The sequence below is a fragment of the Isoptericola aurantiacus genome, from assembly GCF_044769875.1.
GTDB lineage: Bacteria > Actinomycetota > Actinomycetes > Actinomycetales > Cellulomonadaceae > Isoptericola > Isoptericola aurantiacus.
In genome coordinates, this window is record NZ_JBJBAE010000001.1 from 1 (window position 1) to 24,593 (window position 24,593).

General features: G+C 70.9%; 13 protein-coding genes. All 13 read right to left on the minus strand.

Annotated features, from left to right (window positions below):
* The coding region (locus ACIQLL_RS00005; protein WP_402461516.1) for a family 43 glycosylhydrolase at positions 1 to 5,077 on the minus strand (5,077 nt) is incomplete at its 3' end.
* Positions 5,078 to 5,296: 219 nt separating this feature from the next.
* Complete coding sequence (locus ACIQLL_RS00010) at positions 5,297 to 10,906, minus strand: alpha-L-arabinofuranosidase C-terminal domain-containing protein (protein ID WP_402461518.1); 5,610 nt, start codon at positions 10,904 to 10,906, stop codon at positions 5,297 to 5,299.
* A 267-nt stretch (positions 10,907 to 11,173) separates the two neighbouring features.
* The gene (gene yjfF, locus ACIQLL_RS00015) at positions 11,174 to 12,223 is read right to left on the minus strand and encodes a galactofuranose ABC transporter, permease protein YjfF (RefSeq protein WP_402461520.1); all 1,050 of its coding nucleotides are present in this window, start codon (positions 12,221 to 12,223) and stop codon (positions 11,174 to 11,176) included.
* Positions 12,223 to 13,296 (minus strand): ABC transporter permease, encoded by a 1,074-nt coding sequence (locus ACIQLL_RS00020; RefSeq protein WP_402461523.1) that lies wholly within the window; start codon positions 13,294 to 13,296, stop codon positions 12,223 to 12,225. The genes yjfF and ACIQLL_RS00020 overlap by 1 nt, the downstream gene beginning before the upstream one ends.
* A complete protein-coding gene (locus tag ACIQLL_RS00025; RefSeq protein ID WP_402461526.1) occupies positions 13,296 to 14,834 on the minus strand; it encodes a sugar ABC transporter ATP-binding protein in 1,539 nt (512 codons plus the stop codon). The genes ACIQLL_RS00020 and ACIQLL_RS00025 overlap by 1 nt, the downstream gene beginning before the upstream one ends.
* A 96-nt stretch (positions 14,835 to 14,930) precedes the next feature.
* Positions 14,931 to 15,953, minus strand: a complete 1,023-nt coding sequence (locus ACIQLL_RS00030) for an ABC transporter substrate-binding protein (protein ID WP_402461529.1) — start codon at positions 15,951 to 15,953, stop codon at positions 14,931 to 14,933.
* A 186-nt stretch (positions 15,954 to 16,139) separates the two neighbouring features.
* Complete coding sequence (locus ACIQLL_RS00035) at positions 16,140 to 17,720, minus strand: sugar ABC transporter ATP-binding protein (RefSeq protein WP_402461532.1); 1,581 nt, start codon at positions 17,718 to 17,720, stop codon at positions 16,140 to 16,142.
* Positions 17,720 to 18,739: a LacI family DNA-binding transcriptional regulator gene (locus ACIQLL_RS00040; protein WP_402461534.1), complete on the minus strand. Its 1,020-nt coding sequence runs from the start codon at positions 18,737 to 18,739 to the stop codon at positions 17,720 to 17,722. The genes ACIQLL_RS00035 and ACIQLL_RS00040 overlap by 1 nt, the downstream gene beginning before the upstream one ends.
* 184 nt (positions 18,740 to 18,923) lie before the next feature.
* A complete protein-coding gene (gene araA / locus ACIQLL_RS00045) occupies positions 18,924 to 20,435 on the minus strand; it encodes an L-arabinose isomerase (RefSeq protein WP_402461536.1) in 1,512 nt (503 codons plus the stop codon).
* A gap of 42 nt (positions 20,436 to 20,477) precedes the next feature.
* A complete protein-coding gene (locus ACIQLL_RS00050; RefSeq protein ID WP_402461539.1) occupies positions 20,478 to 21,185 on the minus strand; it encodes an L-ribulose-5-phosphate 4-epimerase in 708 nt (235 codons plus the stop codon).
* A 28-nt stretch (positions 21,186 to 21,213) separates the two neighbouring features.
* On the minus strand, positions 21,214 to 22,839 hold the full coding sequence (locus ACIQLL_RS00055) for a xylulokinase (RefSeq protein WP_402461542.1): 1,626 nt from the start codon (positions 22,837 to 22,839) through the stop codon (positions 21,214 to 21,216).
* A gap of 93 nt (positions 22,840 to 22,932) precedes the next feature.
* Positions 22,933 to 23,958 (minus strand): LacI family DNA-binding transcriptional regulator, encoded by a 1,026-nt coding sequence (locus ACIQLL_RS00060; RefSeq protein WP_402461544.1) that lies wholly within the window; start codon positions 23,956 to 23,958, stop codon positions 22,933 to 22,935.
* 35 nt (positions 23,959 to 23,993) lie between these two features.
* Positions 23,994 to 24,575 carry a GNAT family N-acetyltransferase gene (locus ACIQLL_RS00065; RefSeq protein ID WP_402461547.1) on the minus strand — a complete coding sequence of 194 codons (582 nt, stop codon included), beginning with the start codon at positions 24,573 to 24,575 and terminating at the stop codon, positions 23,994 to 23,996.
* Positions 24,576 to 24,593 lie beyond the last annotated feature (18 nt).

Genomic DNA, 24,593 nt, shown 5'->3' on the forward strand with positions numbered 1-24,593 from the left:
GCCACGGACCCCACGACGAGGTGCCCGGCTCCTGGTTCCGCGTCCACCACTGGGCCGTGTACGTCACCCCGTCATGGACCACCACGTCACCCGCGGTGAAGATCCGCGACGGCGTCCACACCGCCACCCCGTCCGAGGTCTCGGCGATCTCCTGCCACGACGAGTACGGCGAAGCACCCGGCTCGTCGCCACGCGTCCACCACGTCGCCTCGAACACCGCACCCTCGAACGACACGCGGTCACCCGCGGTGTACACCGTCGAGGCGTCCCACACCGGATACTCCGGCGGGCACTCCTCACCCGAGTCACCCTTCGTCCACGTCCACGACTCCGGGTTCTTCGTCACCGACGGCTTGTCGCTCAGGACGTACCCCTCCAGCGGCGTCGCCACCACCTTCACCCCGCCATCCTTCTTGCGGGACTCGACGTACTCCACGCCCTCCACCTCAGGAAGCGGAGCACCCGTGACGTTCGCCGGACCACACTCATCGGTCCACGTCGGACGCACCGGCGTCACCTCCACCAGCGGTTCGGTGAGGTCCACCGGGTCCACGCTGGTCAGCGTCGGCACGACCGGCTCGATGAGCCCGTCCTCGCCGAACGTCAGCCGGTCGATCGTGGTCTCGCGGTGGGTGCCGTCGCCGCCCGGGATCGCGAACCGGTGGTAGGCGATGTACCAGTCGTCGGTGCCCGAGACGTTGAGGATCGAGCTGTGCCCCGTGCCGAGGAGACCCTGGGAGGTGTCCTTGGACAGGATCACGCCCTGGTAGGTCCACGGCCCGTCGACGCTCTCCGACGTCGCGTACCCGACCCGGTAGTTCTCCGACCCGGTGTCGTCGATCGAGTAGGTCAGGTGATACTGCCCGTCGCGGTAGTTGACGAACAGCCCCTCACGGAAGTTCTGCAGGCCCTCGATCCGGGTGATCGTGTCCGCCTTCACGGAGCGCATGTCGTCGCTCAGCTCGGCGTACACCGGCGACCCGTTGCCCCAGAACAGGTAGTACTTCCCGGTCTCGGGGTCCCGGAACGTCGCGGGGTCGATTGCCTGACCCGAGGTGACGTCCTCGGTGTTGGTGATCATCGCCTCGGGCTCGGCGGTGAACGGCCCGGCCGGGTCGTCCGCGACGGCGACGCCGATGGTCTTGTGCCCGTAGTCGGGGTTCTGACCCGAGAAGTAGAAGTAGTACTTCCCGTCCCGCTCCGTGATGGTCGGCGCCCAGGCGTTGCCCGTGGCCCACGGGACATCCCCGTCCGCCCCGTCCAGGGTCAGGAACGGTTCGTCCGACCGCTCCCAGTCCACGAGGTTCTGCGACGTCCACACGAAGAACTCCTGACCACCCCACCCGGAGTACCCGTCGGAGGTGGCGTAGAGGTAGAACGTGTCACCGAACTGGGCGATGTTCGGGTCCGCGTAGTACCCCGGGAGCACCGGGCTGCGCATCTCGACGGCGCGGAGCGTCCACGTCCGCTGCGACCCGTCCGGCCCGGTCAGGGTGTACTCGACCGGGTCGGTGAAGTCCTGCACCGACCCGTTCGACGGCGCCACCTCGGTCCCGTCCGCGACCTGCAGCGTCGGCGCGAGGGCCGACAGGTCGGTGCCCGGCACCACCGGGAGCGTCACCGTGCTGCTCGCGGCGTCGACGATCGCGTCGACCTTGAGCTCGTCGAGCCCGACCCCCGACACGCCCGTGTGGTCGACGCCGATCGACGCGACCTCCTCGGCGCTCAGCGCCCGGTCGTAGATCCGGAAGTCGGCGACGTCGCCGGACAGGGTGTTGTCGCCGGAGTACAGCGAGCGCCCGAGGTAGTTGGCGGCGGTCGAACCGTCGCCGATGTCGCCCGGATCGATCGTGACGCCGGTCTGCCGCGCGACCTCCACGCCGTCCTCGTAGAGGACCGCGGTGTCACCCTCGAGCGTGTACGCCAGGTGCTTCCACACCCCGCGGTCGAGGTTCGACCCCTTGGTCACCGTCTGCTCGGTGGTCCAGTTGCCCGTCGCGATCGAGGTCCGGTAGGCGTTCCCGGTGGTGAACAGGTACCCGTCGCCGGCCGAACCGCTGGAGTTCCCCAGGCCGTAGACGAAGTACGGCGAGGACTGCGAGTCGTCGATCCGCACGTCCAGGGCGACGGTCACGTCCTCGACGCCGGACAGCAGGTCGTCCGGCAGGTCGACGAAGTCGTCGGTCCCGTCGAGGGCCACGCCCTCGCCGGTGAACGACGCCCCGTTCTCGAGGCTCGCCGCGCCGAACGCACTGCCCGGCGCGGTGTTGGCCGCCGTCGTGCCGGTCGTCTCGTCCAGCGGGTACCGCACCACCAGCCCGGGGATGTCGGTGGTCACGGTGACCGGCACGTCCACGCTGAACGTGGAGTCCGCCGTCGTCGCCGTGACCACGGCCGAGCCGGCGGCGACCCCGGTGACGACGCCGTCCGCGTCGACCGTGGCGACCGACGTGTCCGCCGAGGTCCACGAGACCTGCCGGGCGCTCGCGTTCGCCGGGATCACGGTCGCCGTCATCGTCCGCTCACCACCGACGGCCAGCTCGAGAGCCTCCGGCGAGACCCGGAGGTCCTCGACGGCGACCGGCTCGTCGGTCACCGTCACCACGGCGCGGGCCGGGAGCGAGACGCCCTGGGCCAGGGTGCCGGCGACCTCGAACGTCCCGGCCGCCGCGTAGTCCGCCGGGTCGACGTCGTCCCAGGTCACGGCCAGCGAGCCGGCAGACCCGTCGGCGTAGGTGACGGACACCTGCGCGGGCAGCACCGGGGCGTCACCCACCTGCACGGTGAGCTCGACGTCGTCGACGGACTCCACGACGGCGTCCGGCTGGTACTGGCGCAGCAGCCGGTCGTACTCGTCCTGCGTCACCGGCAGCACGGTCCCGTGGCGCGGGCGCGACGGCATCTCGTAGTCGCTCGACCGGACCCACTCGGCGGCGTCCAGGTCGGTCGTCTCGAACGGGACGTAGCCCCGGCCGCCGAACTCGTCGATGAACAGGTACCACCTCTCCTCGGTGTTCGACTTGAAGATGGTGGGTCCTTCTCCGCGGTCGATGCCGTCGGAGAGCGAGTTGGCCTTGCCGATGCAGTCGGTGACGAACTCGTAGTCGCCTCCGCGCAGCTCGGTGGACTTCTCGGCGGTGATGAACTTCGAGCACGGCGTGGACGAGGTGTTGTTCCGCTCGTCCTTGGTGAAGCGGTAGTACTCGCCGTCGTGCAGCGTGACGGTGGAGTCGATGACGGAGTAGCCGGGGTCGATCCAGACCTGCGGCTCGGTGAACGTCACGAAGTCGCGCGTGGTGGCGTACATCATGCGGTTGTACGAGTCGCCGGTGTGGCCCGGGTCGTCCTCGGCGTAGAGCTTCGAGGCCCAGAACACGACGTAGGCGCCGATCGACTCGTCGTAGTACGCCTCGGGGGCCCAGGTGTTGCCGGCGGTCTCGGGCGAGACCTCGACGAGGCGCTGGTCGGTCCAGTGCACCAGGTCGGTGGACTCCCACACCATGATGGAGCGCGACCCCTGCCGCTGCGCCGCGTCCCAGCCGTTGCCGTCGTAGATCCGCAGGTCGGTGGCGATCTGGTAGAACTTGTCGCCCTCCGGGGAGCGGATGATGAACGGGTCCCGCAGGCCCTCCTCACCGAGCTCGGAGGTCAGCACGGGCTCGTTGTCGTTGAGGTTCTGGTACTTCAGGGGGTCGTTGCCCTGGCTGAGGCCGAAGTAGACCTGCTCGCCGTCGGCGTAGCCCTCGCCGATGAAGTAGGAGAACAGATAGCCCTCGTAGTCCTCGACCACGGGGAGCGCCGGGACGTGCGCCGCGAACGTGCGCTGCGCGGAAGCCTCCCCGACGGTGACGGTCGCCGTCAGCTCGACGTCCTGCGCGTCCTCGCCGTGGGCGGGACGCGTGACCTCGCCGGTGGGCGTGATGGTGTCCGACGCCGTGGCCCAGGTGACCTCGGCACCGCCGGCCCCGGAGGTGGGCAACGTGAGGTTGCCGCGCACGTCGTCGAGGTTCGTCACCTCCAGGGCGTCGGCCGCCGCCTGGGCGCGCTGGGCGTCGTCCGCCGGCGGCAGCACCGTGGCGGTGATGTCCTTCGTCGCCGTCGCACCGCGGCTGTCGAGCGTGGCCGTCAGGGTGACGTCCGTCGTCGTGTCCGGAGCGCCGTAGGTGCCGTCGGCACCGAGCACGGACGGGTCGGAGCTCGCCCAGGTCACCGCCGAGCCTCCGGGAGCGGTGTCGGGCAGGTCCAGGTCGTCCTGGACGGCCGAGACGTCACCCAGGTCGAGGGCCTCGACGTCGGCGGCCAGGACCGGGGCGGCGTCGGCGATGACCAGGTCGGTGACCTCGGTCCCGGTCAGCGCGCGGTCGTAGAGCCGGAAGTCCTTCATGCGGCCCTCGAAGAGGCCGTCGGCGTCGTAGGCGGACCGGCCCAGGGCGTTCCGCGTCGTCGACCCGGCGCCGAGGTCCGCCGGCGTCAGGGTGATGGCGTCGTTGGTCGCCACGACGTCGCCGTCCTGGTAGAGCGTGCCCGTGCCGTCGCTCAAGGTGAAGGCGACGTGGACCCAGCTCCCCCGCGGGAGCGCGGAGCCCGCGCGGGTGTTCTGCTCGGCGCCCCACGCGGCGTCGGAGATCGTGGCCCGGTAGGCGGAGTCGCCCGTGCTGAACAGGTAGCCGTCGCCGGACTGCGGGCTGCCGACGGCGGTGTTGCCGAAGGTGTAGAGGAAGTAGTTGCCGGACAGGGCCGGGTCGATCCAGACGTCGGCGGCGACGGTGACGTCGGTGAGGTCCGCGACCATGTCGTCGGGCAGGTCCACGGCCGTGCCGCCGTCGAAACCGAGGCCGAGGCCGTCCCAGTCGGCGGTGCCGTCGACCGTGCCGTCCAGGCCGTGGCCGCTGGCGTCGGCGGTGTCGCCGTCGAGCGGGTACCAGGCGACCAGCCCGTCGTCGCTGGGCTCGGCGGCGGTCGCTGCGGCGGGCACGAGCGCACCCAGGAGGGCGAGGCTCAGAGCTCCGGCGAGCGTGCGGTTCCTCAGCCGGCCCGGGGCCGGAGGGCGTCCTGGTGGTACGGGGCGTGAGGTCATCGGTGACTCCTCGTCGTCGTGGCCCGGCGGCCTGTGCCGGTACCTCGTGTCCGTCGTCGGACACTCGTTGTTAACGCTAACAGGGCCATTCGTGCGGCGGAAGCGATGATCAGAAGCGAACACACCCGCCGGGACAAGGAGCGTCGAGCGTCTCTGTTCCAGCCGGATCAGGTGCTGACCGGACGAGAACAGAGACGCTCGACGCTCCTCAGGACACGGTCAGTCCGCGGCGACCTCAAGCGTGAACTCGACGGTGGCGGTGTTGCCCGCCACGTCGTGGACCACGAGCGTGTTCTCCCCCTCGACTCCGCCGAACACGCCCGGCTTCACGAAGTTGAGATCCGACCACACGTTGTCGCTGAGGTTCTTCTCCGTGCCGTTGAGCACGACCTTGTCGATCTTGCCCTCGTCATGGAGCTTGAAGCTCACCAGCGAGTACGTGCCGTCCGCACCCACCGTGAACTTCTGGCCCGACTTCACGGTCGCCGTCGGCGCCGTCGTGTCCACCACGGCCCACGGACCCCCTTGGCCGGTGCCCGGCTCCTGGTTGCGGGTCCACCACTTGGCCGTGTAGGTCACCCCGTCGTGGACGACGACGTCACCCGCGGTGAAGATCCGCGACGGCGTCCACACCGCGACGCCCTCAGCGGTCTCGGCGATCTCCTGCCACGACGAGTACGGCGAAGCACCCGGCTCGTCGCCACGCGTCCACCAGGTCGCCTCGAACACCGACCCCTCGAACGTCACCCGGTCACCCGCGGTGTACACCGTCGAAGCGTCCCAGACCGGCAAGCACGCCTCGTCCGAGTCACCCTTGGTCCAGGTCCACGACTCCGGGTTCTTCGTCGACGACGGCTTGTCCGACAGGACGTAACCCGGCAGCGGCGTCGCCACCACCTTCACCCCGCCGTCGTTCTTGCGCGTCTCGACGTACTCGACGCCCTCGACGACGGGCAGCGGAGCACCCGTGACGTTCCCCGGACCGCACTCGTCGGTCCAGGTCGGCGCCACCGGCGTCACCTCGATCAGCTCGTCCTCGGCCTCGGCGAGACGCAGGAACGTCACCGAGGAGGCCGGGAAGTCGTAGGTGAACTGGTTCGCCCCGCCGTCCCACGACCGCTCGACCGGGACCACGTGGGTCTTGTCGGCCTTGGTGTTGGTCGCCGACGGGTCGGCGACGATCTCCGTGACCGCCACGTCGGCGCCCACCTCGAACGCGCCGGTGACGTCCACCGCGGTGCGAGCGACCGAAGCCCCCGGGTTGACGACCTTGACGATCAGCTCGCCCGTGTCGTCGTCGTGGGTGACGACCTGGTAGAGCGACTTCTCGGCCGGTTCGGTGTAGGTCATCTGCAGCTCGCCGTCGAGGTAGAGCTCGATGGTGCGACCGTCGACCACGACCTTGACGTGGTAGTCCTGCCCCGTGGCGACGGACTCGCCCTCGAGGGCCGCGACCTCGGCGGCGGACCCGCCGTCGGCCCGCTGGAGGACGGAACGCGAGTTGTTCCACCCCCCGAGGTTCCACCAGTAGTAGTCGTTGGCGCCCCCGGCGGCGAAGCCGACGAGGAAGCCCTCGTTCCCGCCAGTCTTCCGGGCGTCGAGCTCGAGGGTGTAGTTCGACCAGTCGACGTCGTAGGCGCCCGTGGGCACGCTGCGGGCGTCGTTCGCCGTGCCGGACTGGACGTACTCACCACCGGTGACGGCCCACGAGCCGGCCACGGGCGACCAGCCCGAGGCGTCCTCGAAGGAGTCGGAGAACAGCTCCTCGCCGGACTCGTTGTCCGTCACGACGACGTCGTCGTACGCCGCCTGGGTGGCCCAGGTCGACAGGAAGACGCCGCCGTCGAGCGGGCCGTTCCCCTCCGCCGTCGGGCCGGAGTGCGTGCTCGGCACCACCTCGTCACCGACGTTGTTCATGAACAGGTGCTGGTTCCAGTAGTTGACCGAGCCCCAGGACTCGTCGTTGTCGAACCACATCATGTCCGGGGACCACTGGACGTAGTCCTCGTTGGCGAACATCGGTGCGTAGGAGGCGAGCTCGACCAGGTCGGAGTTGCGCTCCAGACCCGTCATGTACGCCGCCTCGGCCAGGGCGTTGCCCCAGGTGTTGCCGCGCGAGGCGTACTCACCGAGGAACACGTGCGGACCCTCGCGGTCGTAGGAGTCGTACCGCTCGGTGTTCTGCAGGAACCACGACGGGTCGTTGTAGTAGTGCTCGTCGACCATGTCGACACCCTGCTCGCGGTTGAACTCCCACAGCTCGTCGAACCGGGCGCCGGTGTCGTCCGGACCCGAGTTCGAGATGATCGTGACGTCCCACCCGTGCTCGGCGCTGGCCGCCTCGACGGCGTCCCGGAAGGCCGGGAAGTTCGCCTGGAACGTGGCGGTGTTCTCCTCGTTGCCCAGACCGATGTACCGCAGGTCGAAGGGCTCGGGGTGACCGAGCTCGGCGCGCACGGCGCCCCATTCGGTGTCGAGGTCACCCTTGGCGAACTCCACGAGGTCCACGGTGTCCTGGACCCAGCGGTCGAAGTTGGCGTCACCCTCGACCATCTCGGGGATGGTCGAGCCGCACCCGTTGGCGCCCACGGACACCACGGGCAGCGGGGTGGCGCCGAGGTCCTCGGCCCACTCCATGTACTCGAGGTAGCCGATACCGTAGGACTGGTTGTAGCCCCAGAAGTTCCAGTTGGTCGGACGCTCCTCGACCGGTCCGATGGTCTCCTTCCACTGGTAGGTCCGGCGGCGGTCCTGACCGTCGGAGCCGACGTAGGTGTCGAACGTGCCGACGTTGGTGACGCAGCCGCCGGGGAACCGCAGGAACTGCGGGTTCAGCTCGGCGACCATCTCGGCCAGGTCCTTGCGCAGCGGGCTCCTGCCGTTGACCGGCCCGACCCAGGTGTCCTGCGGGAACAGCGACACCATGTCGAGGCGCAGCGTGCCCTCGGCACCGGAGACGACCTCGAAGCGGGCGTCGTTCGCCGTCCCCGTGACCGTCAGCTCGGTCTCGTACTGCTTCCACTCGTCGGAGCCGTCGACGGCGATCGTTCCGGTCGCGTACGTCGTCCCGCCGTCGGCGGAGACCACGCGGACCGTGAGGTCCTGTGCCGCCGCGGTGCGCGCCCAGACCGAGACGTCGTAGGACGCCCCGTCCTCGACCGCCACGCCCTCGTTGTACGAGGCGTTGGACACGCCGGTGGTGCCGTCGGAGTCGACCGTCAGGTAGAACCGGTTGGACTCGTTGAGCCACTCGGACTCCTGCGACTCCACGGCGATGCTGCCGCCGCCGACCTTCGACCAGCCGGTCAGTCCGGTGAACGAGCCGTTGTCCGAGCTGTTGAACTCGAACGACCGGTTGCGGACCAGCTCGGCGTACAGGCCGCCGTCCGCCGCGTAGTTGATGTCCTCGTAGAACGCGCCGTACAGGTCGTCGCTCATCTGCGTGCGCTCGGCGTCCGTGTCGATCGCCAGCTCGTGCTCGGTCACCGAGACGGGCACGACGACGAGCCGGGCCGCATCGGTGGCGTCACCGAGGGCGAGCACACCGTCGGCCGCCTCGACCAGCGCCTGGTCCCCGACCAGCACGGCGACCTTGCCGCCACCCACGTCGGAGAGCCGCACGACGGCGGCCTCGGCACCCTCGGCGCCGACCGTCAGCCGGTCGCCGTCCAGGACGAGCGGCAGGCCGGCCGGGGTGGCCAGCGTGACCGGTGACCCCTCGCCGTCGGCGGCGGTGGCCTCGAAGCTCGTCACGCTCAGCGGACGGTCCTCGACGAGCGCCAGCCCGCCGTCGTCGACCAGGTACCGGCCGTCGGCGCCCTGCAGGGTGAACTCGCCCTCGGGGACCAGGTCGGCGCCCTCCGGCTCGACGAGCGCGAAGTAGTCGAAGACGACCTCGTGGCTGGGCGCGCTGCCCGCGGCGAGTGCGTAGAGCCCGATCTGCGTGGTGTCCGGAGCGAGCGTCGTGGTGCTCACCTCGGTCCAGTCCACGTCGTCCCACACGGAGACGGTGAAGTCGTCGCCGGACCGCTCCATGCGGAGCGTCTCCCCGGTGGATCCCTCCCGGGCCGCGAACGTCGCCGCGTAGGCGGCGCCGGTCTCGGTACCCGTCTCGATCCCGACCGGGCCGTCGGCGAACACCGACGCGTGGGTCAACCCCGCACGCACGTAGTTGTCGTCGTCCTGCCAGGCCATGATGCCCGCGCCCTGGAAGTCGGCCGTCGGCGTGGCCTCCAGCGAGGTCTGGGCGACGAAGTCCCCGGCCGGGACGTCGACGAGGAAGATGTTCTCGTAGCTGTTGTCGCCCTGGTAGGTGTCCCCCGGCTGCGACTGCAGCGTCAGCGACCCGTCGCCGAGCGACCAGGCCGAGGCCTCCTCACGGTCGATGGTCCAGCGAGGGTCCAGGTCGGAACCGTCGAACTGGTCGACCCACGCACCGTCCGGCAGCGGTGCCGCCGTCGGCGTGGAGACCGTCACCGTCGCGCTCGCCGTGCCGTACGCCGACGTGGCCGTGATCGTGGCCGCACCGTCGGCGACGGCGGTGACCACGCCGGCGGCGTCGACCGTCGCCACCGCGTCGTCGTCGGACGACCAGGTCACCGAGCGGTCGTCGGCCGTGATCGGCGTGACGGTCGCCCGCAGCGTGCCCGTGCCGCCGACGCGGAGGTTCAGCGTGGAGCGGTCGAGCGTCACGCCCTCGGCGAGGAGGTCGGGCTGGTAGGCCTCCAGCAGCGCGGTCTGCTCGTCGCCGGTGATCGGCAGCACCGTGCCGTGGCGCGGGTTGCTCGGGAGCTCGACGTCGGGGACCGAGGACCAGTCGCCCGAGGCGAGGTCGTCGGTGTGGAAGAGCATGTAGCCCTCGCCCCCGTGGTAGGACGGCTGGTCGATCATCATGTACCAGCTGTCGTCCTCCAGGGACGGGAACAGCGTCGGACCCTCGCCGTTGGTGAAGGTGCCGCCCCAGGGGTTGGGTTCGCCGACGCCGACCTGCTCGGCGATCAGGTCCCAGCCGTCACCCTCGGTGACGCCCTGCGTGCGGAACAGGTCCGGCGAGGACTCCTCCCGCACTGTGTAGTCGGCCTCGTCCTTGGTGAAGCGGTAGTAGGTGCTCCCGCCGTCGCCGTCCGGCAGCTCGGCGACCGTGGAGTCGATCATGCCGCGGCCGTCGCCCCGGTCCATGTCGATCCACACCTGCGGCTCCGAGAAGCTGCCCTCGGTGAAGTCGGGCGTGGTCGCGTACATCATGCGCTGGTATGAGGTGTTGATGTCGCGGTCCGCGGGGTCGACGTCGTCCGGGTAGAGCGCGGAGGCCCAGTAGACGACGAACTGCTCGCTGTCGGCGTCCCAGTGCGCTTCCGGCGCCCACAGGTTCCCGGCGTTCTCCGGTGCCAGCTCGATCTCGGTCTGCTCCGACCACGTGATCAGGTCAGGCGAGGACCAGACCATCATCGACCGGCTGCCCGTCTCCTGGGCGTCACCGAAGTTGCCGCCGCCGTAGATCTGCAGGTCGGTGGCGATGAGGTAGTAGATGCCGGTCTCGGGGTGCCGGACGAGGAACGGGTCCCGCAGACCCTCGGTGCCCATCGTGGACTCGAGGATCGGCTCGCCGTCGTTGAGCGTCTGCCAGGCCGTCGGGTCGTCCGACTCGCTGACGGCCAGGTAGATCTTCTCGCCGTCGGCGCCCTCCCCGGCGAAGTACGGGAAGACGTAGGCGTCGTAGTCGGCGTCGTCGACCTCGACGGCGGACGGGACGACGGCGGAGCCCGCCGTCAGGGTCGGGGCGGCGACGGCTGCCGACGCGGGCAGTGCCAGCGCCAGGGCCAACGCCACGGGCGTTGATCGTCGTACTGCTCTGTACATCGTGACTACTCCTCGGTGAGCGTGTCTCGGTACCGGATCTCACGGCCCGGGCCGGTCGGCCCGCGTCCGTGCTGGACGGCGCGTCGTCGCGCCGGCTCTCGTCGACGAGGTCGACAGGGGTTGTTAGCGCTCACAATCTGTGAGCGTCGACCGGTGCTCCTCAGGTCGGGCGGACAGGGACAGGTCGTGCCCGCCGCACCGTGACGGACACGGCGGGCACGACCGGGATCCGGGACGCTAGGTGCGTCGCAGGGTGAGCACCCGCTGCAGCACCACGAAGATCAGCAGCAGGACGCCGATGAAGATCTTGGTCCACCACGAGCTCAGGGTGCCCTCGAAGGTGATGATCGTCTGGATCAGACCGAGCACGAGCACACCGAGCACGGAACCCAGGACGAACCCGGTCCCGCCCGTGAGCAGCGTGCCACCGATGACGACGGCGGCGATCGCGTCGAGCTCCATCGCCACACCGGTCAACGAGTACCCCGACCGCGAGTACATCGCGAAGAGCAGCCCGCCCAGCCCGGCGCAGGTGCCGGAGATGACGTAGACCAGCACCTTGGTGCGGGCCACCGGGAGACCCATGAGCCTCGCCGACTGCTCACCGCCGCCGATCGCGTACACCGTGCGGCCGAACTGCGTGTAGTGCAGCAGGTAGAACGCGACGGCCACGACCACCAGCGACAGGATCACGCTCGTGGTCATCCGCCACTGCCCGCCGATCCACGTGTCCCAGCCGGCGATCGCGACGAACGTCTCGTCGGTGATCGGGATCGACTCCGGGGCGATGATGAAGCACAGGCCACGGGCGAAGAACATCCCCGCCAGGGTCGCGATGAACGGCTGCACGTCGAAGACGTGGACCATGATCCCGATGAGGAACCCGATGATCGAGCCGATGAGGATCACGCCCGGCAGGACCACGGCCACCGGGACCCCGGCGTCGAGCAGGTAGGCCGCGCTGACCGCGGACAGCGCGAGCACCGCCCCCACCGACAGGTCGATGCCACCGGTGAGGATCACGAACGTCATGCCCACCGCGAGCACGATGAGGAACGAGTTGTTGATGAACAGGTTCGCCAGCACGCCGGTCGACAGGAAGTTGTCGTAGCGGGCACCGCCGATCGCCAGGATCAGCGCGAGCACCACGAACGTGCCCAGGACCGGCTGGTAGCGGCGGTCGATCCGCAGCCGGCGGGTGATCCCGCCGAGGCCACCGCGCTGAGGACGCGGCGTGCTGGGCCCGCCGGAGCGGGTCGACTTCTTCTCCGGGGTCGCCGTGGACATCAGGCGGTCACCTCCTCGGGACGGGCCGCGCGGGCTCGGGCCCGGGCGGCGAGCTTCTCACGCACCGTCGGCGACTGCAGCAGCGTCACCGCGATCACGACCAGCGCCTTGAACAGCGGGGTCACGAGCGGGGAGATGCCCACGATGGTGACGGTGAGGGTGAGGGTCGTGATGATCAGGACGCCGACGAACGTGCCGGCCAGGGAGAACTTGCCGCCCCGCAGCGACGTCCCGCCGATGACGACGGCGAGGATGGCGTCGAGCTCGATGAACAGGCCGGCGTTGTTGGCGTCGGCCGCCATGACGTTCGAGGCCAGGATGAGTCCGGCGAGGCCGGAGAACAGCCCGGACAGCGCGAAGACCGTCCACACGATGGTGCGGGACTTGACGCCCGCCAGCCGGCTGGCCGAGGGGTTGATGCCCACGGACTCCACGAGCATGCCCAGCGCCGTGCGCCGGGTGATCGCGGCGACGAGCGCGTACACGCCGAAGGCGATGATCGTCGCAGCCGGCAGCCCCAGCCAGAACCCGGCACCGAGCGTCTTGAACGGTGCGCTGGTGACGGTGGTGATCTGCCCCTCGGTGATGAGCATCGCGATGCCGCGGCCCGCCGTCATGAGGATCAGCGTGGCGATGATCGGCTGGATCCCCACGACGGAGACGAGGAACCCGTTCCACACCCCCAGCAGCAGAGAGAGTCCCAGCGCCAGGCCGATGGCGATCAGCACCGTCGACAGCGCCCCCGGGTCCGGCGACGTCGCGATGAAGCTGAGCGACAGCGCCCCGGCGATGGCCACGACCGCCCCGACCGAGAGGTCGATGCCGCGGGTGGCGATGACCAGCGTCATGCCCAGCGCCACCAGCATCAGCGGCGCCGAGTTGCGCAGGATGTCGATCGGCGCGCCGAAGAGGTGGTCGTTCAGCACCGAGACGGCCAGGAAGTCCGGGCTGTAGACCGTGTTGGCCACCAGCAGCGCGACGAGCGCCACGACCGGCCAGAAGAGTGCGTGATGGGTGAGGCGACGCAGCCCACCCTCGGTGGTGCGCGTCGGCGCCGCCGTGGACGTCGGCATCAGTGTCCCCCTCCGCTCGCGATGAGCTCGACGACGTCGGTGACCCCGACGTCCTCGGTGTTCTTGACCTCGGCGACCTTGGTGCGGTCGCGCATCACGGCGATCCGGTGGCTGAGGCGCAGGACCTCCTCGAGCTCGGCGGAGATGAACACGACGGCCATCCCCCGGCCCGCGAGGTCGGCGACCAGGCGCTGGATCTCGGCCTTGGCGCCGACGTCGATCCCTCGGGTCGGCTCGTCGAGGATCAGCAGCTCGGGCGCGGTGGCCAGCCAGCGTGCCAGCAGGACCTTCTGCTGGTTGCCGCCCGAGAGGTTGCGCAGCAGCGCGTCCGGGTTGGCGGGCCGGATGTTGAGCGCCGCGACGTACTTCTCGACGATCTCGTCGACCTGCTTGCCGGGCAGCCGCCGCATCCACCCCCGACCGGCCTGCAGGCCGAGGACGATGTTCTCGCGCACCGTCAGGTCGCCGACGACGCCCTCGAGCTTGCGGTCCTCCGAGGAGAACGCGATGCCGCGGTCGATCGCGGAGCGCGGGTTGCGCAACCGGGTCGGTGCGTCGTCGATCGTGATCGTCCCGGAGTCGGCGCGGTCGGCGCCGGCCAGCAGCCGCGCGACCTCGGTGCGCCCGGACCCGAGCAGACCGGCCAGACCGACGACCTCGCCGGCGTAGACGTCGAGGTCGAACGGCTGCACGCTCCCCTTGCGACCCAGGCCCACGGCCTGGAGGAACGGGGTGGCGCCCTGCTCGACGTCCACGGCGTGCTCCGTGGAGACCTGCAGGTCGTCGAGCACGTCCATCGAGCGCCCGATCATCGTCGAGACGAGCTCGAGCCGGTCGAGCTCCTTCGTGAGGTACTCGCCCACGCGCTGACCGTTGCGCAGCACCGTCATCCGGTCGGAGATCTCGTAGACCTGGTCGATGAAGTGGGAGACGAACAGCACGGCCACGCCCTGGTCGCGCAGACGCCGGACGACGGCGAAGAGCTGGGCGACCTCGTCGGCGTCGAGGCTGGAGGTCGGCTCGTCGAGGATGAGCACCTTGGCGTCCACGACCATGGCGCGGCTGATCGCCACGAGCTGCTGCACGGCGATGGAGTGCGAGCCGAGCGACGAGGCGGGGTCGATGTCCAGGCCCATGGTGGCCAGGTGGTGCGCGGCCGCACGCCGGGTGGCCCGCCAGTCGATCGCTCCGAACCGCCGCGGCTCGTGACCGAGCATGATGTTCTCGGCGACGGTGAGGTTCTCGCAGAGGTTGACCTCCTGGTAGACCGTCGCGACGCCCGCGTCCTGGGCCTCGCCCGGGCCGGAGAACCGGTGCTCCTCGCCGTCGACCACGATCTGGCCGGCGTCGATGCCGTAGACGCCGGTGAGCGCCTTGATGAGGGTGGACTTCCCGGCGCCGTTCTCGCCCATGAGGGCGTGCACCTCTCCCGGGAAGAGCCGGAAGTCGACCTGGTCGAGCGCCTTGACGCCCGGGAACTCGATGGAGATCCCCGTCATCTCGACGACCGGCCGGTCCGCACTCGCAGAGCTCGTCATCGTTGACCTTCCGTGGAACGCGGCGGGGTGCTCAGTCTCGCACCCCGCCGCGGGTCTGGTCCGTGGCGGGCCTCGCGGCCCGCCACGGAGGGTCGATCAGTACTGGCGGTCGGGCAGGGCCTCGACGGCGGCCTCCTGGTCGAACGCCTGGTCCTCGACCACGATGCGCTTCTCGACCTCCTCGCCGGCGACGACCTTCTGCGCGATCTCGGCCAGGTCCGGCCCGAGCAGCGGGTTGCACTCGACGATGTAGTTGATCTTGCCGTCGGCCAGGGCCTGCATGCCGTCCTTGACCGCGTCGATCGTGATGATCTTGATGTCCTCGCCCGGGGTCAGACCGGCGGCCTCGATCGCCTCGATGGCGCCCAGGCCCATGTCGTCGTTGTGCGCGAACACCAGGTCGATGTCGTCGTACTTCTGCAGGAAGCCCTCCATGACCTGCTTGCCCTCGGTCCGGGTGAAGTTGCCCGTCTGGGAGTCGAGCATCTCGATGTCGCTGCCCTCGATCGCGGAGGCGAAGCCCTCCTTGCGGTCGATCGCCGGGGCCGACCCCGTCGTGCCCTGCAGCTCGACCATCTTGTAGCCCTCGCCGTCGTACTGCTCGACGGCCCACTCGCCGGCCGTCTGGCCCTCGAGGACGAAGTCCGACCCGATGAAGGACTCGTAGAGCGAGTCGTCCTCGGAGTCCACGGCGCGGTCGGTGAGGATCACCGGGATGTCGGCGGCCTTGGCCTCCTCGAGCACGGCGTCCCAGCCGGTCTCGACGACCGGGGAGAACGCGAGGACGTCCACGCCCTGCTGGATGTACGAGCGCAGCGCCTGGATCTGGTTCTCCTGCTTCTGCTGCGCGTCGGAGAAGCTCAGCTCGAAGCCGTTCTCCTCGGTGAGGGTGTCCTGGATGGACTTGGTGTTCGCCGCGCGCCAGCCGGACTCGGCGCCGACCTGCGAGAAGCCGATGGCGATCGTCTCGTCGCCCTCGGCCATGTCGCCGCTGTCGTCGGTCGTGGTCTCACCGCTGTCGTCGGACGGGGCCTGCTCGCTGCTGCAGGCGCCGAGCGTGAACAGTGCTGCTGCCGAGAGCGCGGCGACCGTGCCCCGCACGAAGGTGCTGCGTGCCATGTTTTTCTCCTCCTCGAGACGCCGGGCGACCGGTGCTTCCGGTCGGCGGGTCGACGTCGACCCTCCGGCAAGACTTGCGTTGTGATCGGTAACATAGCGGAGATGTGACCGGTAACTAAAGTCCTGCGGTGAGATTGGACGTCACGATCCCGTAACACCGTCGCCCCGACAGACGGGCAGCGGGTATCAGCCCTGCTGACCGGGCCCGAACCCGTCCAGCTCGGCCGCGATCATCTCCACGATGGTGTCCACGGTGACGCCGGGACCGTTGCTCAGCTCGCCGATCTTCTCCCGGTCCTTGAGGACCACGATCCGGTCGCTGAGGCGCACGACCTCCTCGAGCTGCGACGAGATGAACACGACGGCGACCCCCTCGCCGGCCAGCTTCGCCACCCGGCGCTGGATGTCGAGCTTGGCCCCGATGTCGATGCCACGCGTCGGCTCGTCGAGGATCAGGACGTGGGGCCGCGTGGCCAGCAGGCGTGCCAGCATCACCTTCTGCTGGGTGCCCCCCGACAGCTCACCGGCGGGGCGGTCCAGATCCTCGTGCCGCAGGTGCAGCGCGTCGAGGTAGGTGTCGACCACCGCCTCCTGCTCGGCCCGGGACAGGGGCCGCGTCCAGCCGCGGAGCGCCTGCAGCGCCAGGACGATGTTCTCCCGCACCGTCAGCCCGGCGACGATGCCCTCGTGACGCAGGTTCTCGCTGGACACGGCGATCCGGTGCCGCAGCGCGGCCGAGGGACCGCGCAGCTGCACCCGGGCGCCGTCCAGCCAGAGCTCGCCCCGGTCGGCGCGCTCCACACCGCTCATGAGCCGCGCGAGCTCCGTCCGCCCGGAGCCGCGCAGGCCGGCGAACCCGACGACCTCGCCCCGGGTGAGGTCGAGATCCGTGGGCTCGAGCGTCCCGCGCCGCCCGATGGACGAGGCCCGCAGCGTCACCCGGCCCGACTCCGCGTAGTGGTGCGAGAGCCGCTCGGAGTGCAGCGCCTGGAGCGCGCCGATGTCCTCGCCGATCATCTTCGAGATCAGCTCGGCCCGCTCGACCTGCGCCGTGCGGTACTCCGCCACGACCCGACCGCCCCGCAGCACCGTCATGCGGTCGCTCACCTCGAAGACCTGCTCGAGGAAGTGCGAGACGAACAGCACCGCGACGCCCTGGTCACGCAGTCGGCGGACCACCCCGAGCAGGCGTGCGGCCTCGGCCTCGTCCAGGCTCGAGGTGGGCTCGTCGAGCACGAGCACCCGCGGTTCCAGGACGATCGCCCGGGCCACCGCGACCAGCTGCTTGGTGGCGGGCGACAGCTCCTCGACCGGCGTGCGCGGGTCGACGTCCTCGATCCCCAGGGTGGCCAGCGCCGTCGAGGCACGCTCCCGGTTCCGCGCCCACCTGATGCCGAACCGCCCACGCTCCTCGTGCCCGATCATGATGTTCTCGGCCACGGACAGGTGCGGGCTCAGGTGGGACTCCTGGAAGACGGTCGCGATGCCTTCCGCGCGGCTCCGGGCCACGCTCGCCGACGTCAGGGGGGCGCCGTCGAGCAGGATCTCCCCCGCCACGATCGGCACCGTCCCGGTCAGGGCGCCGATGAGCGTGGACTTGCCGGCGCCGTTCTCCCCCATGAGCGCGTGCACCTCACCGGGGCGCAGCGTCAGGTCCGCGCCGTCCAGGACCCGCACGCCCGAGTACTCCACGGTGATCCCGTGCATCTCGACGACCGGCCGCGCCACCTGACCCACCTGGTCCACCTGTCCCACCGGCGTGCCCATCAGTCGACCTTCCTCGGCGGCGCGCTCGAGGCGCGCGTGACGATCTCGGCGGGGATCCGCGTCACGTCGGGGATCTCGCGTTCCTCGATCGCCGCCCGCAGGACGTCCACGACGGCGACGCCGAGCGCGTCGAAGTTCTGCCGCACGGTGGTCAGGGGTGGGGTGATGTGACGCGCCAGCGGGATGTCGTCGAACCCGACGACGCTGAGCTCGTCCGGCACCGAGTACCCCCGCTCGTGCAGCCCGTGGATCAGTCCCACCGCCATGTCGTCGTTCGCGACGAAGATCGCCGTGTAGTCCGGGAGCTCGCGGATCCCGCGGGCGAAGTCGTAGGCGAAGTCCGCCGTCCAGTCGCCGACCACGATGGGGCGTTCGCGGATCCCCCACGACTTCGAGCGTGCGTGGAAGGCCCGCTCGCGCGTCCGGGCGTCCAGCCAGTCGAGCGGTCCGGCCAGGTGCAGGATGTCGCGGTGCCCGAGCGAGACGAGATGGTCGACGGCCAGCACCGTGCCCGCCTGCTGGTCGACGGTCACGGTGAGGAACGTCGGGTCCTTGTCGGGCTTGACGACGAGCACGGGCACACCGACGGCGATGCGGCGCAACGCCGCGATCGACGACGACCGGGGCGCGACGACGCACAGGGCGTCGATCCCCAGCGTGATCAGGTGGTCGACGGCCTCCTGCGGGCTGATCTCCTCGCCGGCGCGCAGGAGCACCGAGCTGACCTCGTAGCCCGAGGCCCGAGCGGCGGACTCGACGGCGTAGAGCGTGCTGGTCGGACCGAACGTGACCGCGCTCTCGACGAGGACGCCGATGCGACGGCTGCGCTGGGTGGCGAGGGCTCTGGCCGTCATGCTCGGGCGGTAGCCGAGCTCGGAGATGGCCTCCTCGACGCGACGCCGGGTGGCCTCCCGGATGTTCGGGTGGTCGTTGAGCACCCGCGACACGGTCATGTGCGACACGCCGGCGAGCTGTGCGACCTGCCGGATGTTCGGCTTGTCGGCACCGGGACTCGCCATGCAGGGCCTCCATCGGGATCCGCCGGCGGCCCCAGGGGCGGCGCGGCGACCTCAGACTACCGCCAGCCGACCCCGTCGCCTGTGGGTGCACGACGCGCCGTCGGACCACAAGGTCCGACGGCGCGTCGTGCACCCACAGGCATGGGCGGGCGGGCGGGGCGGGGCGGGGAAAGGGCAGCAGGGGTCAGAGCCCCTGGGCCACCCGGTAGTAGACCTGGTTCCAGCGGACCTGGTCGGCGAACCCGCGCCGCGTCGTGGCCTCGTCGATGACCAGCAGCTCGGTGCGGGCGATCTGGGCGAACACCTCGAACGCCTCGATGCCGGCCGCCGTCGACATCACCGTGTGGTGCGCACCGCCGGCGGTGAGCCACGCCTCCGCCGACGTCGCGAAGTCCGGACGCGGCGTCCACACGGCCCGCGCGACCGGCAGGTTCGGCAGCTCCTGGGTGGGCGGGACGACGTCGACGACGTTCGCAGTCAGACGGAACCGGTCGCGCATGTCGGCCAGCGACACGACGACGGCGCCCTCGGTGGCGTCGGCGTCGAAGACCATGCGCACCGGGTCCTCCTTGCCGCCGATGCCGAGCGGGTGGATCTCGATGCGCGGCGTCGACGTCGTCAGGGACGGGCAGATCTCGAGCATGTGCGCCCCGAGGATCAGCTCCGACCCCGGCGTGAGGTCGTAGGTGTAGTCCTCCATGAGGGAGGCACCGCCCGGCAGCCCCTCACCCATGACCTTCGCGGCACGGACCAGGACGGCCGTCTTCCAGTCGCCCTCGGCCCCGAACCCGTAGCCCTTGGCCATGAGCCGCTGCACGGCGAGACCCGGCAGCTGGCGCAGCGCACCGAGGTCCTCGAAGTTCGTGGTGAACGCCTTGGCGCCGCGCGCGACCAGGAACGCCTCCATGGCGAGCTCCTGGCGGGCGGCGTAGCGCAGCGACTCGTGCCGGTCTCCCCCCGCCACCAGCTCGGGCGCGACGTCGTACAGGTCGGCGTACTCCGCGACGAGCGCGTCGACGGCGTCCTCGGAGACCGCCTCCACGGCCTCGACCAGGTCGTTGACGCCCCAGGTGTTGACCGAGACGCCGAACTGCAGCTCGGCCTCGGTCTTGTCGCCCTCGGTCACGGCCACGTTGCGCATGTTGTCGCCGAACCGGACCAGCGTGAGCTCGTGCGTGGCGGCCCAGCCCGCGGCGCCACGGATCCAGGTGCCGACGCGGCGCTGCACGGCCGGGTTCGACACGTGGCCGACGACGGTGGTCCGGGCGACGCCGAGCCGGGCCAGCATGTAGCCGTACTCCCGGTCGCCGTGCGCGGCCTGGTTGAGGTTCATGAAGTCCATGTCGATGTCGGCCCAGGGGAGCTCGACGTTCGCCTGCGTGTGCAGGTGCAGCAGCGGCTTGCGCAGCGCGTCCAGGCCGGCGATCCACATCTTGGCCGGGCTGAAGGTGTGCATCCAGGTGATGACGCCGAGCACGCCGTCGTCGCTGTTCGCCTCGAGCATGGCGCGGCGGATCGAGGCCGAGTCCTTGAGGACCGGCTTCCAGACGACGTTCGCGGGGACGTCGCCCGACGCGTCGAGCGCGGCGGCGACCTCGCGGGACTGCTGGGCGACCTGCTCCAGCGTCTCGGGACCGTACAGGTCCTGGCTGCCGGTGAGGAACCAGACCTCGCGGTCGCCGTAGGGCTTGCTCATGGGTCTTCCTTTCGAGAGGGGGCGGTGCAGCGGCCGGAGGGCTCAGCGCTGCCCGTAGACGTTCTGGTAGCGGGCGTACAGGGCGTCGACGTGCTCCTGCGCGATGGTCTCCGGCTCACCGAGCTGCCGCGAGACGTGCACCGCGCGGGCCACCTCCTCGCACAGCACCGCCGCCTTGACGGCGGCCTTGGCGTCGCCGCCGATCGTGAACGGACCGTGGTTGGCCATGAGTACCGCCTTGGACCGCGAGCCCCGCAGGGTCTCGACGATCCCGCGGCCGATGGAGTCGTCCCCGATGATCGCGAACGGCCCGACGGGGATCGGCCCGCCGAACTCGTCGGCCATCATCGTCAGGACGCACGGGATCTCCTCGCCGCGGGCCGCCCAGGCCGTCGCGTACGTGGAGTGGGTGTGCACGACGCCGCCCACCTCGGGCAGGTGGGCGTACACGTAGGCGTGCGCGGCGGTGTCCGACGACGGCGACCGGTCGCCCTCGACGAGGTTGCCCTCCAGGTCGCACACGACCATGGCCTCGGGCGTGATGTCGTCGTAGGAGACGCCGGAGGGCTTGATGACCAGCAGGTCCGGGCCCTCGGGGTTCCTGACCCTTTCGGAGACGTTGCCGGCGGTCCACACGACGAGCTCCCAGCGGGGCAGCTCGGCGTGCAGGTCGGCGACCTTCTGCTTGGCGGCGTCGACGGCGGTGCGCAGGTGGGCGGGCACCTCGGTCAGGGGCGCGTCGTGCGGCATGGGTGGCTCCCGTTTCGTGAAGAGGTCGTCAGAGGGCTTCGGTGGCGGCACGCTCGACCGCGAGGCCGGCGGAGTACCGCTCCAGGTAGGTGGTGAACCCGGCGACGTCGTCCGCGTCCGGCTCCGCGACGTCGAGGGCGACGTCGGCGAAGACCCGTTCGGCGAGGTAGGCGTCGAGCTTCGGGACCTGGCCGTCCGGGGCGACGTCGTCGACCGCGCGGGCGTACGCGGCCAGGACGGCGATGCCCCAGGCACCGCCCTCACCCGCCGTGCGGCCCACGGCCACGGGGGCGTCCACGGCGGCGGCCAGCAGTCGCTGCGCCACGCCGGCCGTGCGGAACAGGCCGCCGTGGGCGAACATCGCGTCGATCTGGACGCCCTCGCCGTGCAGGACCTTCATACCCAGCGCCAGGGTGCCGAAGGCCCCGTAGATCTGGGTCCGCATGAAGTTCGCGAGCGTCAGGCGGCTGTCGGGCGTCCGGACGACCAGCGGCCGCCCCTCGTCCAGCCCGGTGATGGGCTCGCCGGCGAGGTAGTTGTACGCGAGCAGGCCACCGCCGTCGGGCGCGCCGTCCAGGGCGGACCGGAAGAGCGCTCCGAACACGTCGTCGGCGCCGCTCGGGTGGCCGAGGGCGGTGGCGAACTCGCCGAAGATCCCCGCCCAGGCGTCGAGCTCGCTGGCGCCGTTGTTGCAGTGCACCATGGCGACGAGGTCGCCGGCGGGGGTGGTGACGAGGTCCAGCTCGTGGTGGACGCTGCGCAGCGGCTGCTCCAGCACGACCATCGCGAAGATGGACGTGCCGGCGCTGATGTTGCCCGTGCGCGGAGCCACCGCGTTGGTGGCGACCATCCCGGTGCCGGCGTCGCCCTCGGGCGGGCAGAGCAGCACGCCGGGCTCCAGGGTGCCCGTCGGGTCGAGCAGTGCGGCGCCGGCGGCCGTGAGCCGGCCGGCGTCGGCGCCGGCCGGCAGGACCTGCGGCAGCAGGCCCTCGACCTGCAGCCCGGGGCGCTTGGCGGCCACGATGTGGCGGAACTGCCCGAGCAGGCGCTGGTCGTAGTCGCGCGTCGCCGGGTCGACGGGGAACATGCCCGAGGCGTCCCCGACACCGAGCACGTGCCGGCCGGTCAGCTCGCGGTGGACGTACCCCGCCAGGGTGGTGAACGCGGCGATCTGCGGCACGTGCGGTTCGTCGTCGAGGATCGCCTGGTACAGGTGGGCGATCGACCAGCGCAGGGGGATGTTGTGCCCGAACAGCTCGGAGAGCTCGCCGGCCGCGGGGCCGGTGCTGGTGTTGCGCCAGGTGCGGAACGGCACGAGCAGCTCGCCGTCGGCGTCGAACGGGAGGTAGCCGTGCATCATCGCCGAGACGCCGAGGGCGCCGTAGGTGGTGGGCCGCACGCCGTACCGCTGCTCGACGTCGGCCACGAGCGCGGCGTAGGCGCCCTGCAGGCCCGCACGGACGGCGTCGAGCGAGTACGTCCAGACCCCGTCGACGAGCTCGTTCTCCCACGCGTGGGAGCCGGCGGCCACGGGCGCGTGGTCGGGACCGACGAGGCTGGCCTTGATGTTGGTGGAGCCGAGCTCGATGCCGAGCGTCGTGCGGCCCGCGGTGATGGCGTCCCGGATCTCGGTCGCCTGGTCGTGCAGCGTCATCGCCGTGTCACTCCTTGAGTCTGTTCTCTCCTGGGATGTTAACGCTCACATGGGCGAGGATCCAACTCCGGCCGCCCCTGTACGCTCCGGCGCTCACGGCGGCGGCGCGGTCGAGGAGCGGATCACGAGCTCGGGCTCGATGCGCTCCAGCGCCACCGGCTCCCCGGCCAGGGCCGCGAGCACCATCGCGACGCTGCGAGCGCCCAGCTCGGCGAAGTGCTGCCGGACCGTCGTCAGCGGCGGGACGAAGTACGCGGCACCCGCGACGTCGTCGAACCCGATCACCGAGACGTCGTCGGGTACCCGCACGCCGCGCTCCCACAGCGCCCGCAGCAGACCCAGCGCCAGCTGGTCGTTGCCGGCGAGCACCGCCGTCGGCCCCTCCCCCGCCACCACCGCCTCGGCCAGGTCGCGGCCCGCGGCGTATCCGTCCCCCGCCGACCACGAGCACACCCGCGGCCGCGCGGGTGTGATGCCGCGGGCCACGAGCGCCTCGCGCCAGCCCGCCGCGCGCTCGCGCGCGTCGAACCAGGCCGACGGCCCGGCCAGGTGCACCACGTCCCGGTGCCCGAGGTCGAGCAGGTGCTCGGTGGCACGCCGGGCCCCCGCACGCTGGTCGACGGCGACCGACATCGTGCGCGGGCCGCGGTCCTGCTCCGACCCGCCGTCGCTCACGTCGGCGTCCAGCGCGGCCACGACGACCACGGGCACGGGCGCGCGGAACGACTCGACGGCGGCCGCGACCTCGTCGTGCGGCGCGATCACCACGATCCCGTCGACCCCCTGCGCCATGAAGTGCTCCAGCGCCTGGTGCATCGTGTCCGTGTCGTACGTGCTCAACGTCGCCACGGAGACGAAGTACCCGCGGTCGCGCGCCGCCGCCTCCACGGCCAGCAGCGTGCTGGTCGGGCCGAACAGCGCCGATCCCGTGGTCAGCACGCCCAGCGTGGCCGACCGCGAGGTCACCAGCGCGCGCGCCGCGCTGTTGCGCCGGTAGCCGAGCTCGTCGATCGCCGCCAGCACGCGGTCGCGCGTCGCGGCACGGACGCTGGGATGGTCGTTGAGCACCCGCGAGACCGTCTGGTGCGACACCCCGGCCACGGCGGCGACGTCGGCCATCGACGGGCGCCGCGACCGGGCAGGGGCGCTTCCGCTCACTGCCGTCCGGCGGGCGGGGACGCCGCCGACCGGTCCGACCGGCGGGAGTCGACGGCGTGCAGGACCCGGCGCAGGTAGGTGTAGGTGAGCTGGCCGGCTGCCTCGTCGTACTGGGCCTCGTAGCCGTGCTTGGCGTACAGGGCGAGGTTCTGCCGCGAGTCCTTGCCCGTGAAGGCCCAGATCTCGGAGATCTGCTCGGGCAGGAACTCCAGGATGGCGAAGAGCAGCGTGGTCCCCATGCCGCGGCCCTGCTGGTCCGGGGCGACGGCGAGACGGCCGAGCGTGGCCCGCTCCCCCGAGATCTCCACCCGGATCGACCCGACCAGCCGGTGGCCGTCCCACGCCCCGATCGTGACGACGTCGTCCCGGGCCATGTCCTCGCGGAGCTCCGGCAACGTCTGCGTCAGCGGCGGGATGTTCGGGTCGCCGTACACCTGCGCCTCGGAGACGAACGCCGCGCGCCGCAGCGTCAGCAGCTCGCCGGCGTGGTGGTCCTCGACGAGGGCGATGCGGGTGGACTGGTCGCCCGACGCGGCGGCGTCGGCGGTGCTGCCGGAGGTGGCGGTGCTGTCGCTCATGGCCCCATCGTGGCAGAC

Excerpts from the sequence above, each read along its gene's own strand:
- yjfF (WP_402461520.1), bottom strand. The coding sequence starts at position 12,223 with ATGTCCACGGCGACCCCGGAGAAGAAGTCGACCCGCTCCGGCGGGCCC.
- ACIQLL_RS00020 (WP_402461523.1), bottom strand. The coding sequence starts at position 13,296 with ATGCCGACGTCCACGGCGGCGCCGACGCGCACCACCGAGGGTGGGCTG.
- ACIQLL_RS00025 (WP_402461526.1), bottom strand. The coding sequence starts at position 14,834 with ATGACGAGCTCTGCGAGTGCGGACCGGCCGGTCGTCGAGATGACGGGG.
- ACIQLL_RS00030 (WP_402461529.1), bottom strand. The coding sequence starts at position 15,953 with ATGGCACGCAGCACCTTCGTGCGGGGCACGGTCGCCGCGCTCTCGGCA.
- ACIQLL_RS00035 (WP_402461532.1), bottom strand. The coding sequence starts at position 17,720 with ATGGGCACGCCGGTGGGACAGGTGGACCAGGTGGGTCAGGTGGCGCGG.
- ACIQLL_RS00040 (WP_402461534.1), bottom strand. The coding sequence starts at position 18,739 with ATGGCGAGTCCCGGTGCCGACAAGCCGAACATCCGGCAGGTCGCACAG.
- araA (WP_402461536.1), bottom strand. The coding sequence starts at position 20,435 with ATGAGCAAGCCCTACGGCGACCGCGAGGTCTGGTTCCTCACCGGCAGC.
- ACIQLL_RS00050 (WP_402461539.1), bottom strand. The coding sequence starts at position 21,185 with ATGCCGCACGACGCGCCCCTGACCGAGGTGCCCGCCCACCTGCGCACC.
- ACIQLL_RS00055 (WP_402461542.1), bottom strand. The coding sequence starts at position 22,839 with ATGACGCTGCACGACCAGGCGACCGAGATCCGGGACGCCATCACCGCG.
- ACIQLL_RS00060 (WP_402461544.1), bottom strand. The coding sequence starts at position 23,958 with ATGGCCGACGTCGCCGCCGTGGCCGGGGTGTCGCACCAGACGGTCTCG.
- ACIQLL_RS00065 (WP_402461547.1), bottom strand. The coding sequence starts at position 24,575 with ATGAGCGACAGCACCGCCACCTCCGGCAGCACCGCCGACGCCGCCGCG.